Origin of the sequence: Streptomyces davaonensis JCM 4913 (assembly GCF_000349325.1) — a bacterium.
In the GTDB taxonomy this organism is placed as follows: domain Bacteria; phylum Actinomycetota; class Actinomycetes; order Streptomycetales; family Streptomycetaceae; genus Streptomyces; species Streptomyces davaonensis.
In genome coordinates, this window is record NC_020504.1 from 1 (window position 1) to 12311 (window position 12311).

Annotated in this window: 13 protein-coding genes and 3 pseudogenes; 11 read left to right on the forward strand and 5 right to left on the reverse strand. The window is 67.9% G+C overall.

Translation table 11 applies throughout. From position 1 onward, the window contains the following. The first annotated feature begins 354 nt into the window (after window positions 1-354). The 9 genes and pseudogenes from BN159_RS00005 to BN159_RS00040 form a co-directional block, all read left to right on the forward strand. Window positions 355-864, forward strand: a complete 510-nt coding sequence (locus BN159_RS00005) for a hypothetical protein (protein ID WP_015654786.1) — start codon at window positions 355-357, stop codon at window positions 862-864. Window positions 865-1343: 479 nt separating this feature from the next. Next, on the forward strand, window positions 1344-1826 hold the full coding sequence (locus tag BN159_RS46365; RefSeq protein ID WP_193384265.1) for a hypothetical protein: 483 nt from the start codon (window positions 1344-1346) through the stop codon (window positions 1824-1826). Window positions 1827-2299: 473 nt separating this feature from the next. Continuing rightward, the gene (locus BN159_RS00015; RefSeq protein ID WP_015654787.1) at window positions 2300-2671 is read left to right on the forward strand and encodes a hypothetical protein; all 372 of its coding nucleotides are present in this window, start codon (window positions 2300-2302) and stop codon (window positions 2669-2671) included. A gap of 62 nt (window positions 2672-2733) precedes the next feature. Then, a complete protein-coding gene (locus tag BN159_RS00020; protein ID WP_015654788.1) occupies window positions 2734-3291 on the forward strand; it encodes a hypothetical protein in 558 nt (185 codons plus the stop codon). Window positions 3292-3407: 116 nt separating this feature from the next. Further along, window positions 3408-4049, forward strand: coding sequence for a hypothetical protein (locus BN159_RS46635; protein WP_015654789.1), 642 nt, complete (start codon window positions 3408-3410; stop codon window positions 4047-4049). Between the two features lie 10 nt (window positions 4050-4059). Continuing rightward, a complete protein-coding gene (locus BN159_RS46640; RefSeq protein ID WP_015654790.1) occupies window positions 4060-4584 on the forward strand; it encodes a hypothetical protein in 525 nt (174 codons plus the stop codon). Window positions 4585-4879: 295 nt separating this feature from the next. Continuing rightward, window positions 4880-5368 carry a hypothetical protein gene (locus tag BN159_RS00030; protein ID WP_015654791.1) on the forward strand — a complete coding sequence of 163 codons (489 nt, stop codon included), beginning with the start codon at window positions 4880-4882 and terminating at the stop codon, window positions 5366-5368. Beyond that, entirely contained in the window at window positions 5361-5834 is a 474-nt protein-coding gene (locus tag BN159_RS45030; protein ID WP_015654792.1) for a hypothetical protein, read from the forward strand. Before BN159_RS00030 ends, BN159_RS45030 begins: the two co-directional genes overlap by 8 nt. Before the next feature lie 29 nt (window positions 5835-5863). Beyond that, window positions 5864-6343 (forward strand): annotated as a pseudogene (locus BN159_RS00040) (ATP-binding protein); the annotation flags it as partial. 15 nt (window positions 6344-6358) lie between these two features. On the opposite strand, the gene BN159_RS00045 reads toward BN159_RS00040, so the two are convergent. Further along, the gene (locus tag BN159_RS00045; RefSeq protein ID WP_106435721.1) at window positions 6359-6742 is read right to left on the reverse strand and encodes a YybH family protein; all 384 of its coding nucleotides are present in this window, start codon (window positions 6740-6742) and stop codon (window positions 6359-6361) included. Window positions 6743-7243: 501 nt separating this feature from the next. On the opposite strand from BN159_RS00045, the gene BN159_RS00050 reads away from it, so the two are divergent. Beyond that, entirely contained in the window at window positions 7244-7906 is a 663-nt protein-coding gene (locus BN159_RS00050) for an HAD family hydrolase (protein WP_015654795.1), read from the forward strand. Here BN159_RS00050 and BN159_RS00055 read toward each other — a convergent pair. The 4 genes and pseudogenes from BN159_RS00055 to BN159_RS00070 form a co-directional block, all read right to left on the reverse strand. Next, a pseudogene (locus BN159_RS00055) lies at window positions 7887-8093 on the reverse strand (hypothetical protein); the annotation flags it as partial. The gene BN159_RS00050 and the pseudogene BN159_RS00055 sit on opposite strands and share 20 nt — an antisense overlap. 231 nt (window positions 8094-8324) lie before the next feature. Next, window positions 8325-9368, reverse strand: a complete 1044-nt coding sequence (locus BN159_RS00060; RefSeq protein ID WP_197541366.1) for an IS630 family transposase — start codon at window positions 9366-9368, stop codon at window positions 8325-8327. Between the two features lie 52 nt (window positions 9369-9420). After that, complete coding sequence (locus tag BN159_RS00065) at window positions 9421-9924, reverse strand: NUDIX domain-containing protein (protein WP_015654798.1); 504 nt, start codon at window positions 9922-9924, stop codon at window positions 9421-9423. Window positions 9925-9959: 35 nt separating this feature from the next. Next, window positions 9960-11314 (reverse strand): annotated as a pseudogene (locus tag BN159_RS00070) (tetratricopeptide repeat protein). A gap of 224 nt (window positions 11315-11538) precedes the next feature. Between BN159_RS00070 and BN159_RS00075 the strand changes: the two are divergent. Beyond that, window positions 11539-12288: a hypothetical protein gene (locus tag BN159_RS00075; RefSeq protein WP_015654801.1), complete on the forward strand. Its 750-nt coding sequence runs from the start codon at window positions 11539-11541 to the stop codon at window positions 12286-12288. Window positions 12289-12311 lie beyond the last annotated feature (23 nt).

Genomic DNA, 12311 nt, shown 5'->3' on the forward strand with positions numbered 1-12311 from the left:
CCCGGGTCCCACTCAATATCGAGAATGATTCGCGCGCGCGGTCTGCTCCGCAGACACGACGCGCCGCCGCTACGCGGCGGTCCAACTGCCTTGCTCCGCAAGACAGTTGATTAGCCGTCACTCCGTGACGGCTAATCAGATCGCTCCGCGATCTGATCACAGGAATTCGCTCCGCGAATTCCTGAAAAGCAGCTGGCTGGGCCAGCCCAGGCGCATCTTTTTCGCTTTCTGTTGGCTTGAATCGGTGTTCAAAAACTGACACACAGTAAGTAAGGTTAGAAGTGTCCGAAAGGGCGGCAACTCTTTCGGATGACAGAAAGTGAACTCGCCCGAGAAATAAGAGGAGAGGACGAAATGGCGAAACTGAAGCCTGTCTCCCCCGCTGCATTCACAGAGGCGCGCGACGAAGCCCACGCCGTGCTCGCACATCTGATGACACGTCTGGCGCCCGGCGAGCATGTGGTGCGGCTCGGAGTCGGCATGGAGGGACAGGACAAGCCGCTGAGCGCCACGCTGCCCATCACAGTGAAGGGTGACGGCGGAGCCGAGGACCTGGTGGGCGTGGAGCCGAAGTACTTCGACAACTTCGTCTTTCTGCTGGCCTGTGGGCTTGCTCAGACGATGTGCTACGGCGTGATGTACCTGCGCTCTCCCGCCTCGGCAGGGAAGGTTGACTGCGCGTCATACACGGTGCAGGCATGGGACCTGGACTGGGGCACACTCACGGAATGCGATGCCGCCCGCGCGCAGGAGCTGATCGGGGATCGTGAACCGGCGGCATTCGCGGACGCGTTCGGGGTGCATAGCGAGGACGACGATGGGGGTGAGTCCGTCTACCCGCCGGTGGCCTACACGATCTTGTAGTGCTGCGTGCGGGCCTGGATGGCGATCTGGCCCGCCTCGGCCGTCTAGACAGGCGCCCGTGTGGGGCGCGGGGGTGCTGGCATATGGCGCAGCACCCTGTCTGAGCGGCGCGGAGCGTCGCAGCTCAGAGGGTGGAGAGGGGTGTCGTGTCCCGCAGGGTGGGGCGCGGCGCTCCTCTTCCTTTGTGGATCGCATAGCGATGTGGGGTGTTGTTGTTTTTTGCGTGATGCGGAGCACCACGCGGGGGTGGTTTTCCGTCGCGTAGCGGCGGAGTGTCGTGTCTGCGGAGCAGACCGCGCGCACGGAGTATGGGGTTTTGGGCTGGCGGGGAATTCTTTTCCGGGTGGTCGGCAAACCATTTCCGGTATTCCCCGCCAGCTGCTCACTCGCCCGAGTGAGGTGTTTTCATGGTAGGTGATGCGATGATCGCTGGGCGTGTAGGTGCGCCCTTTGTTCGGGCGGTGGGTTGGGGGGTCGGAGTGGAGGATGTGCGGCTGCGGCGGCTGTATGAGGGCCGGTGGGTGGTCAGTCGTGCCTGGATCGTGCAGTACACGGGGGCTGCGTCATCGACGGTGGCGCGTTGGTACGCGCGGCGGGAAGAGCAGGTGGAGGAGCTGCGGCATCCGGAGGTGGTGTGCTCGGTGGGGCGGGTGCACTACTTCGATCAGCAGGCAGTGGTGGCGTTCTGGGCGGCTTGGCAGCAGGACGTCGGGGCGGGGTTGTTGGGTGTGTCCGGCCGACGGGCCGGCGATGGGCAGGGAGCGCGCGGTGGTGGACATAGTCGTGCGCAGCGTGAGCAGGCGGTGGGGGTAGCGCTGCAGGCTTTGCGGGCGGCGGGTGGGTACCGGCGAGGTTTGGCTGCTGAACTGGCTCGTGTGCATGGTGGCGTGGCGCGAAGTTGGCAGCGTGCGGTTACGGAAGCCCGTGCGCTCTACGAGCAGGGCACGGAACAGGGGCAGTAGGGGGCTAGGTCAGAAGGCAGGCGATGGCGCGGCGCCTTGACGGTGCTGGTGTGCGCCTCTCCCCCGGCCCGACTGCCGGTGCGCGCCGGATTCCTTCCGGCGCGGGATCGCGGCGGTGGCGGCCGGCGCGCAGCAGGACGCGGTGGTGCGGGATCGCCGATGCTGCCGAGTCGACCACGTCCCGCCCTTACCTTCTTTCTCTTCTTTCTTGGGCAGGGAGCAGCGGCTGCAGAGGGGATGTCAGCGGGCGTATTGGGCTTGGTTGTTGGGCTGAGCTGGGAGGACTCAGTGGTCCGGAGTTGGGCTGTGCAACGTCTGGCGCAACCTCTACCGCAGCGCCGTGGCGCAACGTCCAGCGCAACCTGTAGCGCAGCAGGGGTTCCACCCGGACGAAAGAGTCACTATTATTTATAGTATCGGGGAGGGGTGCCCCCTCCCCCGGGAACCGCAAGGGACCAACGAAGGGGAACGACGTGGAACTCACCATCACCGACGGGATCGTGCGCCAGGTGCGCGGCGCGGATGCGCCCATGACCGGGCTTGCAGTTCAGGCTCGGACGATCGCTCATTTCCTGCCGCTACTGTGCAGGCGGGCCGGGGTGACGGTCGTTCACAACTCTGACCGGAACTACACCGGAATTCGGTTCGAGACCAGGGCTGTTGGTCCGGTGGTGCTGGAAATGCCGATGGGTGAGGATCCTTACCGTTTGGTTCAGGAGTTCATCGAGCCGGACGCGGCGGGGCGCACGGAGGTTGAGTTACGGCGATTCCCGCAGATCTATCGGCCTCACGGAATCGCGTACATCACAGCCGATTTCCTCCGGTCGAACGGGTTCCTGAGGTAATCCGCACAGGCGCCCTCAATTGAGGCGCCTCCTGCCGGCGTCATCGAAAGGAGAGAAGGGTCATGGAGAACTCGCAGATTCCTCAGCAATTACGGGAAACCGGAGCGCCGCTCACGGATGCGGAGAAGGAGCAGGCTCGTTACGCGTTGGCTGAGTTGGCGCGCAGTGAGCGGGATCCGGATGCGCTGAGGGTGTCTCATGAGCAGCTGGAGATGGTCCGGCCGTTCTTCGAGTTGGGTTGGGGCATGGGCGTGCGCACGGGCCACACCGGTGCGGCCATGGCGGGCGTGCCGGTCGACCCGGGGACGGTTGACCGTGCGTTCGTGGGGTTGCTGTCCGGGCGGGTGGCGAGTCAGCTGGTGATTGCGGTCGCGCAGGTCCTTGATCCGCAGGGCGGTGGGCCGGTGTTGTGGCAGAGGGTCAGGTATCACGGCAGTGTGACGCGGTGTCATGGTTCCTACTGGGTGCAGGGGATCCATGCGCATGCTGACCTGGTCGGGGTGGCTTGCGTGCTGCGCTATGACCTGTGCGAGGTGATCGGCGGTGTTCCGGTGACCGCCGTCACGAACGTGCGGCGACGGAGCCTGACGCCGCTTCCGGAGTTCTGCGCGTTGGTCTGAGTGTGCAGGTCAGGGGTGGGTTTACCCACCCCTGAAACACACTATTATTGATACTGCTCGGGGGTGGTGGCTCCGCCCCCGGCCCGCAAGGGACCACCAGGGAAGGGGAATACCGCATGACTCAGCAGCTCGCCGAGCGCGCCACGAACGTTGCCCCCACGGGTGCCCGCAACGCCGGCCTGTCCGACCTGGTCCGCATCCTGGAGGACGGACAGCGCCGCAAGCTGGACGTGATCGCCCCCGCCTCCGCGCTGCGGATGCGTGAGGGCAACGTGCACGTCGAAGGTGTCGAGTCCCTGATCACCGAGGACGGTGTGACGGACGTCGATGGCATCTACCGGCCCACCGCCGTTGCCGACGAGGGGATCTCGGACAAGCTCCGCATCCCGCTCGCCTACCTGCGCCGGATGCGCGACGAGAACGTCGCGCTGCTGGACGAGAACGTCAACGCGTGGCTGTGCGAGGAGCCGGAGCGCCGTTTCATGCTCCGCGCGTTCCGCGGCACCAACGGCCCCGGTTTGCCGCCCGTTGAGGGCGTGGCCCGCGCGCTGCTGTCGGACAGCTACAAGCTGATGGACAACCTCGACATGCTGCTGGCCGCACTCGACGGAGTGGAGCGGTCCGGGCACCCCACCCGGATCACGGGGTGCGACCTGAGCGACCGGCGCATGTACGTGCGTGTGGAGTCCGAAGCGGTCGCGGTCCAGGCCCGCAGCCTGCTGCGGCTACCGCTCCCCGTTCGACGGGCGCAGCGGTGACCAACTGCCCATGGTCTCGGCCGGGTTCGTCATCACCAACAGCGAAGTCGGCGCCGGGGCATACACCATCACCCCGCGCGCGGTCATCCAGGTCTGCCGCAACGGCCTGACCGAGACCAAGGACGTCATGCGCGCCGTACACCTCGGGGGCAGGCAGGACCAAGGGGTGGTGTCCTGGTCCGGCCAGACCCAGCGCAAAACACTGGAACTGATCACCTCCAAGACCACCGACGCCGTACGCACCTTCCTGTCCCGGGAGTACGTCGAGGCCAAGGTGTCCGCGATGGAGGCCGCCGCGGGGAAGGCACTGGACGAGCCGACGAAGACGATCGAGCACGTCACCAAGACACTCAGCATCGGCAACGAGACCAAGGACCGGATCCTCGCCCACTTCATCCGGGGCGGTCAGATGACCGCCGGGGGCGTCATGCAGGCCGTCACCTCGACCGCGCAGACGCTCACCGACGCCGACCAGGCCGCCGCCCTGGAAGCCCTCGCACTGCCCGCCCTCACCACCGCCGCCGCGCACGGCTGACAGACCCCCGTGCGGGCCGGACCCCCTCCCCGGCCCGGCCCGCACGGGCCCCACCCACCCAGAAAGAGCACAGCGGCCGCGCCTCGCCCCTCAGCAAGCGCGGAGCACGTCCTACGCACTCGCTCAGCCGGCATGCAACGGACGGGACCCGGGTCGCCTCAGCCCCTGCCACACAGCGGCGGCGGAGCCGACCGCGCCAGGAAAACACCCACTGCGCCCCAGGGGGCGCGGTACGGCCAGCCCACGGCGCCCACCGCCCACCGCCCACCGCCCACCGCCCCTGAAAGGAGTCCTCATGTCTGCACGCCTGAAACTCACCCGCCCCGGAGACGACGCCATCCGGACCGCCATGAACCGCGCCCTGACCGCCCTCACCGCCGTGTTCCAGGCACTCGGAGACGGCGCACACACCCTCAACCTCGTGGCCGAGCGGACCGACGACGCGTTCGTCACAGCTCGGACCGATCTCTCCATCGGCATGGAGCCGCTGCGCCTGGCCGTCCTGGACCAAGACGCGTTCTGCTTCTTTCGCATGCTGCTGGTGTTCGCGCTGGAGGGCAGCACCATGCGCAGCGCGGTCCTGGTCGCCACCACCTCCGCCGAGCCCGACCCCCGCGCGTGCGGCTGGTCCGTACGGAACGGGTGGCTGCACCCCATGGACACAGCCGAGCTCCAGGCCGCCGTCATTCCGTGCCCCGACGTCTCCGCCGTCCTGCGCGAGGTCTACCCCGCCCCCGTCCTCCCCCAGTCCCCCGACGCCGAATTGGAGGACCCGCATGCCTGAGCCGCAGCTTCCACGGCCCGACGACGCCGCCACGGCATCCGCCATGGGCCGCGCCCTGCACGCACTGACCGCGTTGCTCCCCGCCCTCGGCGAGGGAAGCCACGAACTCAGCATCAACGCCGAGCGCACGGACGGCACGGAGATGCGCGCCAGCCTGTACGTGACCGTCGAACCGGGTTCATGGCGCGTGCACAACTCCCCTGAGGAGTACGTGCACTTCTTCGTCCTGCTGACGTTCGCCCTGGAACACAGCACCGTGCGGGACGCCGTCCTGGTCGCCACGACCGCCAACGCCGGCATACACGCCTGCGGGTGGGACGTCCGCAACGGGTGGCTGCACCCCATGGACACATCCGAACTCCAGGAGGCCGCCGCGGCCTTCTCCGTACCCGACGCCGCGTCGCTCGTGGTCTGTCACGCCCCCGTACTGCACCGCCCCCACCAGACCGCCGAGAAGCACTCATGAGCGACAAACCCGCCGCCACACCGGACGGCTGCGACTGGATCACCAAGGGCTACCCGCTGTGTCTGATCGGGGACTCCGGCACCGGCAAGTCCCACCTGCTCATCGGCCTGGGAACCGCGGCCGCCATGGCCGGCTACCGCGTCCGCTGCACCACCGCCGCGGCCCTGGTGAACGAGCGGGTCGAAGCCGCCGACGACAAGCAGCTCGGCAAGACCATCGCCCGCTACGGACGCGTCGACCTTTCTGGAATCGACGAACTCGGCTACCTCGAACTCGACCGCCGCGGCGCGGAGATGCTCTTCCAGGTGCTGACCGAGCGCGGGGAGAAGAACAGCATCGCCATCGCCTCCAACGAGGCGATCACCGGCTGGTCAAAGACGTTCACCGATCCGCGGCTCTGCGCGGCCGTCGTGGACCGGCTCACCTTCAACGCCACCCTGATCGAGACCGGAACGGAGTCCTACCGGCTGGCCCGCACCAAGGCGAACAAGACCAACGGGCTGAGGTGAGGGCCTGCGCATGGATCAGGAGCTGAGATGCTCATGCAGCATCTTCAACTCTCCGTCCCGCCGCACGATGACGTTGGTGCCCCGGCCCCGGCCAGAGCGGAGTTCACCGTTCACGACGCCGGTCCAGGCGAACCGACAGCGACACACCGCGACATCAGAGGTGAGCACCGGCCACTCCAGTTCACGCACCTCATACACCTCGTCGAGGATTGTCGCGAACGTCTTCCCGATCGCGGACCGGATCTCCTCAATGCCCCGATGCGAACCGTCCGAGAACCCATACACGGCGTCCTCGGCGATGAACGGCACGACACATGAGATGTCGTGGCTGTTGTTGGCCCGTTCGTACTCGCCCATGAACGCAGCGAGTTCAGATTCCAGAGATGTCCGATCCGTCATGCGGCCATCATGCCGACGCTCTCACGCGGCCGTCACTCTTCCCTCACCGCCTCAGTGGTCCCAAAAAAAGCCGCCCTCCGGGGCCACCGCACGACGCCCGATCCTCACGAATCATCCGCCAACTGGGACCAGTTGGAGCCGCCCCGGCTGGAGCCACATGGCACCGCCCCAGCCACGCCAAGGACCTCCCGCAGCTCGTCGGCAGCCGCATCGGCTACCACGGCAGCCTGATCCTCCACCGCGTCAGCCTCGACCGCCCCGAGGTCTCGGTACGTCCGCTGTCGTCCACCGCCGGTCGCCCGCCGTCACAGACGACGGCCGCGGTACTCCGTCCTGCGCGATTGCGCCGAGCACGTCGCGCAGCGGCCCGAGACCCAGCTTCCCGAGAACGGTCCCCGAACGACGATGCTCCCTTGCGCGCCCAGGCCGGGCCGTGCAAGGGGGCGCTTCGTCGTGCCCGTGCGCCGGAGGTGAAGGTGGGCCGCTCGGTACTCTCGCCCCATGATTCGCGCTGTGATCTTCGACGTCGGCGAGTGCCTCGTAGACGAGACCCGGGAGTACGGCACGTGGGCCGACTGGCTCCAGGTGCCACGCCACACCTTCCACTCGATGTTCGGGGCAGTCATCGCCCAGGGCCGCGACTACCGCGAGACCTTCCAGGAGTTCCGCCCCGGCTTCGACCTGTACGAAGAGCGCGAGAAGCGCGCCCAGGCGGGCCAGCCGGAGACCTTCGGCGAGGCCGACCTCTACCCAGACGTCCGAGACGCCCTCGCCGCCCTCCGCGCGGACGGGCTGTGGCTGGGCATCGCCGGGAACCAGACCGTGCGCGCAGGGAAGATCCTCCGCGAGTTGTTCAGCGGCGACGTCGACCTGATCGGCACGTCCGACGACTGGGGCGCCAGCAAGCCGGACCGCGCGTTCTTCGACCGCGTCGCCGATGTCGTTCCCGCCGAGGTCGGCGAGATGCTGTACGTCGGTGACCGCGTCGACAACGACATCGCCCCGGCCCGCGTGGCCGGCATGCACACCGCGCTCGTGCACCGAGGCCCGTGGGCAACCATCCAGTGGCATACGGAGCAGGCACAGAAGCTGCCGACGTTCCGAGTCGAGACCCTCCTCGAACTGCCGCCGCAGATCGCGGAGTTCAACGAGCGAGCGCGCTGACCGTCGTCGACCAGCCGTAGAGCCGGTCATCCAGGTCCCGCACACACTGCTCGTGCTGGTGCGGCGCCAGCGCGCGCCGCACCTCCCGCACCCGGTCCATGCCCATCGCGTACCAGGTGCGGGCCAGCTGATCGAGCGCGGCGAGCGCGTACCCGCACGCGGCCTCGGGGTCACCGGCCGACCGCTCGTTGCTGCCCTCGCCCGCGAAGTCCCCCTCGGCGCCTGCATCCTCGACGACATCGAAAACCACGGCCCGGGCGGGGCAGTGTGGGCGCCGTTGACCGGAGGCGAACCCCGCCCGTGGACCGACCTGTAAACACCCCGTTCGTACAGAACAGGAGGCTCATGCCGGTGGCGGGGAGCACCTGGACAGCGCCCCCAGAGGACACCTTCCTATTGATCCGAAACTCAATCGGTTCTATTCGAGGATGTAGCGGACGTGCGGGCCGCCGAAGTAGCCGCGGACGATATGTGGCTGACGTTGGCGGCGGTGGAAGAACCTGCGGGTCTCGGCGGCGAGTTGGGCCTGGTCGCGGGCCCGGCTGTGCATGGGCAGACTCCGTTTGAGGTCGGCGTTGACCAGCTCGTCGGGATTCAGCTCCGGCGAGTACGACGGCAGGAAGTGCAGCTCGATCCGGTCCGGATGATCGGCCAGCCAAGCGCGGACCTTGCGGGATCGGTGCGCGGAGTGACCGTCCAGGACGAGGTGCACCTTGTGGTCGAAGTGGCCGACGAGCCGGTCCAGGAAGCGGCACATGACGTCGGCGTCGAAGGTCTCGGTGAACACCATGAAGTGCATGCGGCCCTTCGTGCTGATCGCGGACATCGCGTTGACGGAGAACCGGTTGCCCGTGCGGTGCACGACCGGTGTGCGGCCCCGCTCACCCCAGGTGCGGCCGGTGACCTGGTCGGAACGGATGCCGACCTGATCGGCGAAGAGCACCTCCCCGCCCTCGGTCTTCGCCTTCGCGCGGATCGCCGGCCAGGTCTCCTCCCGCCAGACGCGGACCGCTTCCGCGTCCTGCTCGACGGCCCGCTTGTCCGGGCGCTGGAACGACAGGCCCCAGCGGCGCAGGTACTTGCCCACCCCCTGTTCGGTCAGCCGCACCCGGTACAGCTTCGCGATCAGGCCCCCCACTCCCGCGCGCGTCCACAGCTGCCCGGCCAGCCCCAGGTCACAGGGGCGGTGATCCAGAACCGCCTGCCGGATCGCCTGCTGCTCGACCGCGTCGAGAACCTGATGCTCGCCGACCCGGCGTCCACGCGGCTGAGCCACGAGCGCCTCGCGCCCGCCGGCCAGCCACTTCGCCCACCAATTGTCCACCGCCTTGAGCGAGACCCGGAACACCGCCGCGACATCCTCACGGTCCCGGCCCGCCACCAACGCGGCCACCGCTCGCAGTCGAAGGGCCTCCTGAGCCGACGGCGACAACTGCCTTGCGTCCCCCACCAGTTCACTCACGCAGGGATCAACGACCCAGAACATCTACCGTTTCGGATCAATAGCTGTCCAATTAGCTCTGCCAGCCGTCAAGTGACACCTGCGGCCCTTGCCTGAAATAGGCATGGAGAGCGCTGGCAGTCGTATCGACAAACGATTCCGGGATGGAAGCCGCGTCAACCCAGCAGACTTGAGCGTGTTTTCGTGGTTCGCGGTTCTCGGGTTCTCCAGCCCACTCGTGCGCAGCAAAGACGACGGTGAGGAAGCCGTTGGGAGCTTCGACTCCCCAGGCGCCGTGGATGATGTGGGCGACCCTGAGGGCCTCCGGCTTCACGGTCATGCCCGTCTCTTCGTGCAGCTCCCGCACCGCCGTCTTTGTGATCGGCTCGCCGGGCTCGCTCTTGCCGACGGGGAGGTCCCACATGCCCTGGGCAAACTTGGCGTTCTGACTGCGCTGGAGAAGGACGACGCGGTCGGTGGCCCTGTCGTGGACAATGACGGCGGCGACCAGCAGAGTCATGGATTCAAGGGCGGGCGGCAGGGCCTTGGGCTGGTCGTCGGTGATCCGCTGAGCCACGGTTGGTGTCCCTTCGTCGGCCGGATAGTGGCAGCCTAGGCCAGCGCTTCGCGTGCGCGGCAGGCGAGCTCAGCGGCTCCGGGCACTTTGCGGCGCTGGTAGACGGAGAGGGTTGAACGGAGCGAGGTGATGGCCTTGCGGGTGCGGTCGGAGGTCATGCCCTCCATCAAGGTCAGGGCCTGTGACCAGGCGGCTACGGCCTCGTCGGCTCGGGCCTGAGCGGCGAGGCTGTCGCCGAGGTCGGCGTACGTGAGGGCGTGGACACGCTTGTACTTCTCCCGGTCCCAGCGCACCAGGGCATCGCGATGCTGTTGTTCCGTGCCGACGTGGTCGGCGAGGTCGGTCAGGGTTCGGGCGGTGTGGCTGGCGACGGTGCCGGCGGCCGGGCCACTGACCCGGGAGTAGCTCGGCTGGGGGCCGTCGTCACGCAGGAGGGCGTCTTCGGCGGCGAGCAGGGCGCGAACCGCCGCGGACTTCTGTTTGACCGCCGCGTAGGCGCGGGCGTGCGTGATGTGCAGCAGCGCCTCGGTCTGGCCGTCGACGTGGCCCACGCCGCGGGTGAGGGCGGCTTCGGCGAGGTCGACGCAGTGGTGAGGCTGCTTGAGGCTCAGGCCTGGTGGGCAAGGGCCCGCATCATCCACGCGGCGTGACCGCGCGGGTCGGCTTCGTAGGCGAGCTGGTAGCCGACCTGGTAATAGCGCTGGGCGGCGCCCTCTTGGCCAAGGTCGTGGTGCTTCCACCCGGCGAGGTAGGCAAGTTCGGCGACGGCACCGAAGGCCGCTTGCCGTAAGGGTTCGTTCAGGAATCGGGCGCGGAGCATGGGGGCGGCGGTGTCGGCGAGGTAGGCGGTGACGGCGGTCAGGCCGTGGCCTCCGCCTAAGCGTTCGTCGGCCGCGCTGAAGGCTGCGGTGATCTGCCGTACGACATCCACGTCCTCCATGCCGACCGCCGAGCTGCCGGTGCGGGCCCGCAGCATGCGGGCCGTGGCCTCGTGGTCGTAGAAGAGCGGCATGGCCACGCCAGCCGTGGTGAAGGCAGCCACGGCAAGGAAGCGGTGGCGTTCGACGTCGGCACGGCCCAAGCAGGTGGCGGCCACAACAGGATCGGGCTCTTGCGACACGGCGGCTTCGGGTGTGCGAAGGCCGATCTCGGCCGAGGTGATGGAGCGGCCTGCTCGGCGGGACAGCGCCTCGGCGAGGTACTGGCCGGTCCGTCCAGTGGGCTGGCGTGTGCCGTTCGCCCAGTGCGAGACGGCCGATTTGTTGGTCTGGAGGATCTCGCCGTTCTCGGCCGCGATACGCCGGATGTCCTTCGCCACAGCCTCGTAGGTGCAGCCGATCGCTTCGATAACGTCACGCAGGCGGGAATTTGGCCCTCTCGGCGCTGCCACGATCGCCTCCGCTCCGGAGCTGTAAACCGCGTATACCGCTTCAACTGCTCTCACCGTACCCACTGTGCGTGACGCAGAGTTCACTAAGCATCAGCCGCCCGGCCCCGGTCCGACACCGTGACCAGGCTCCCCCTTCGGCCGGGCGGCTCCTCGAAGTTCCGTACGCCTACGCCGGGTTCAGGCACCCGTGTGACCGAACCCGGCCGATCAGAGACGGAGACACGGTGACCACCATCGACACCACGGCCATCACGGCCGTGCTGCCCGAGTCGTTCGACGAGCGCTGGAACCGCCTGCCCGGGATCCACGTCGACGGCCGGCGCACAACCATCAATCCGGCCGAGTACTTCTTCCGCTTCGAGTCCAACACCTGGCTCGTCGCTGACTGGGAACTGGTCAAGTCCCAGCTCCTGGAGGTGGAGGAGACCACCGAGAGCGCGGTCGAGCAGCTCGCGCTGGACTTCATCAGGGCCCACGCCACCTCCACCTCGGACGCCACCCGCGTGCTGTCCACCGCCTACGCGGTGTACGCCTACCTGTTCCGCGACGAGCACCTCGGCACCCTGGGCCTGCCGCAGATCACCGCGGAGCATCTGCGGATGCTGCGCGAGGCGGCCACGCTGATGGCGCTGAACAAGGTGGAGCTGAACGGGCATATCTCCAACGTCGGCCCGTGCTGGTTCTTCCCCGCCGCCACCTCCGTCGTCTTCGACCTGGACGACGAGATGGGCGGCCTCCTCGACGAGGTCTACCACGGCGGCTGGTTCAACGAGCACCGCCGCATCGAGTCCATCAAGGCCCACGCCGCCCTCGGCGGCCGGCTCGTGCACGGCTGCCAGTCCGTGCCGGACCAGACCGGCGGCGTCGTCGCGCCTTACGGTGCGTCGATGACCGCCTTCCGCGACGACCTCGCGGCCTTCAAGGCCGGATGGATCAAGCAGGTCTACGCCCACCGCGTGAGCCCAGCCGCATAGCACCGCCACACCAGGCTCCGGGG

Bases quoted from the DNA above. Each gene is read 5' to 3' on its own strand.
- BN159_RS00005 (WP_015654786.1), top strand. From the start codon at position 355: ATGGCGAAACTGAAGCCTGTCTCCCCCGCTGCATTCACAGAGGCGCGC.
- BN159_RS00020 (WP_015654788.1), top strand. From the start codon at position 2,734: ATGGAGAACTCGCAGATTCCTCAGCAATTACGGGAAACCGGAGCGCCG.
- BN159_RS46635 (WP_015654789.1), top strand. From the start codon at position 3,408: ATGACTCAGCAGCTCGCCGAGCGCGCCACGAACGTTGCCCCCACGGGT.
- BN159_RS46640 (WP_015654790.1), top strand. From the start codon at position 4,060: ATGGTCTCGGCCGGGTTCGTCATCACCAACAGCGAAGTCGGCGCCGGG.
- BN159_RS00030 (WP_015654791.1), top strand. From the start codon at position 4,880: ATGTCTGCACGCCTGAAACTCACCCGCCCCGGAGACGACGCCATCCGG.
- BN159_RS45030 (WP_015654792.1), top strand. From the start codon at position 5,361: ATGCCTGAGCCGCAGCTTCCACGGCCCGACGACGCCGCCACGGCATCC.
- BN159_RS00045 (WP_106435721.1), bottom strand. From the start codon at position 6,742: ATGACGGATCGGACATCTCTGGAATCTGAACTCGCTGCGTTCATGGGC.
- BN159_RS00050 (WP_015654795.1), top strand. From the start codon at position 7,244: ATGATTCGCGCTGTGATCTTCGACGTCGGCGAGTGCCTCGTAGACGAG.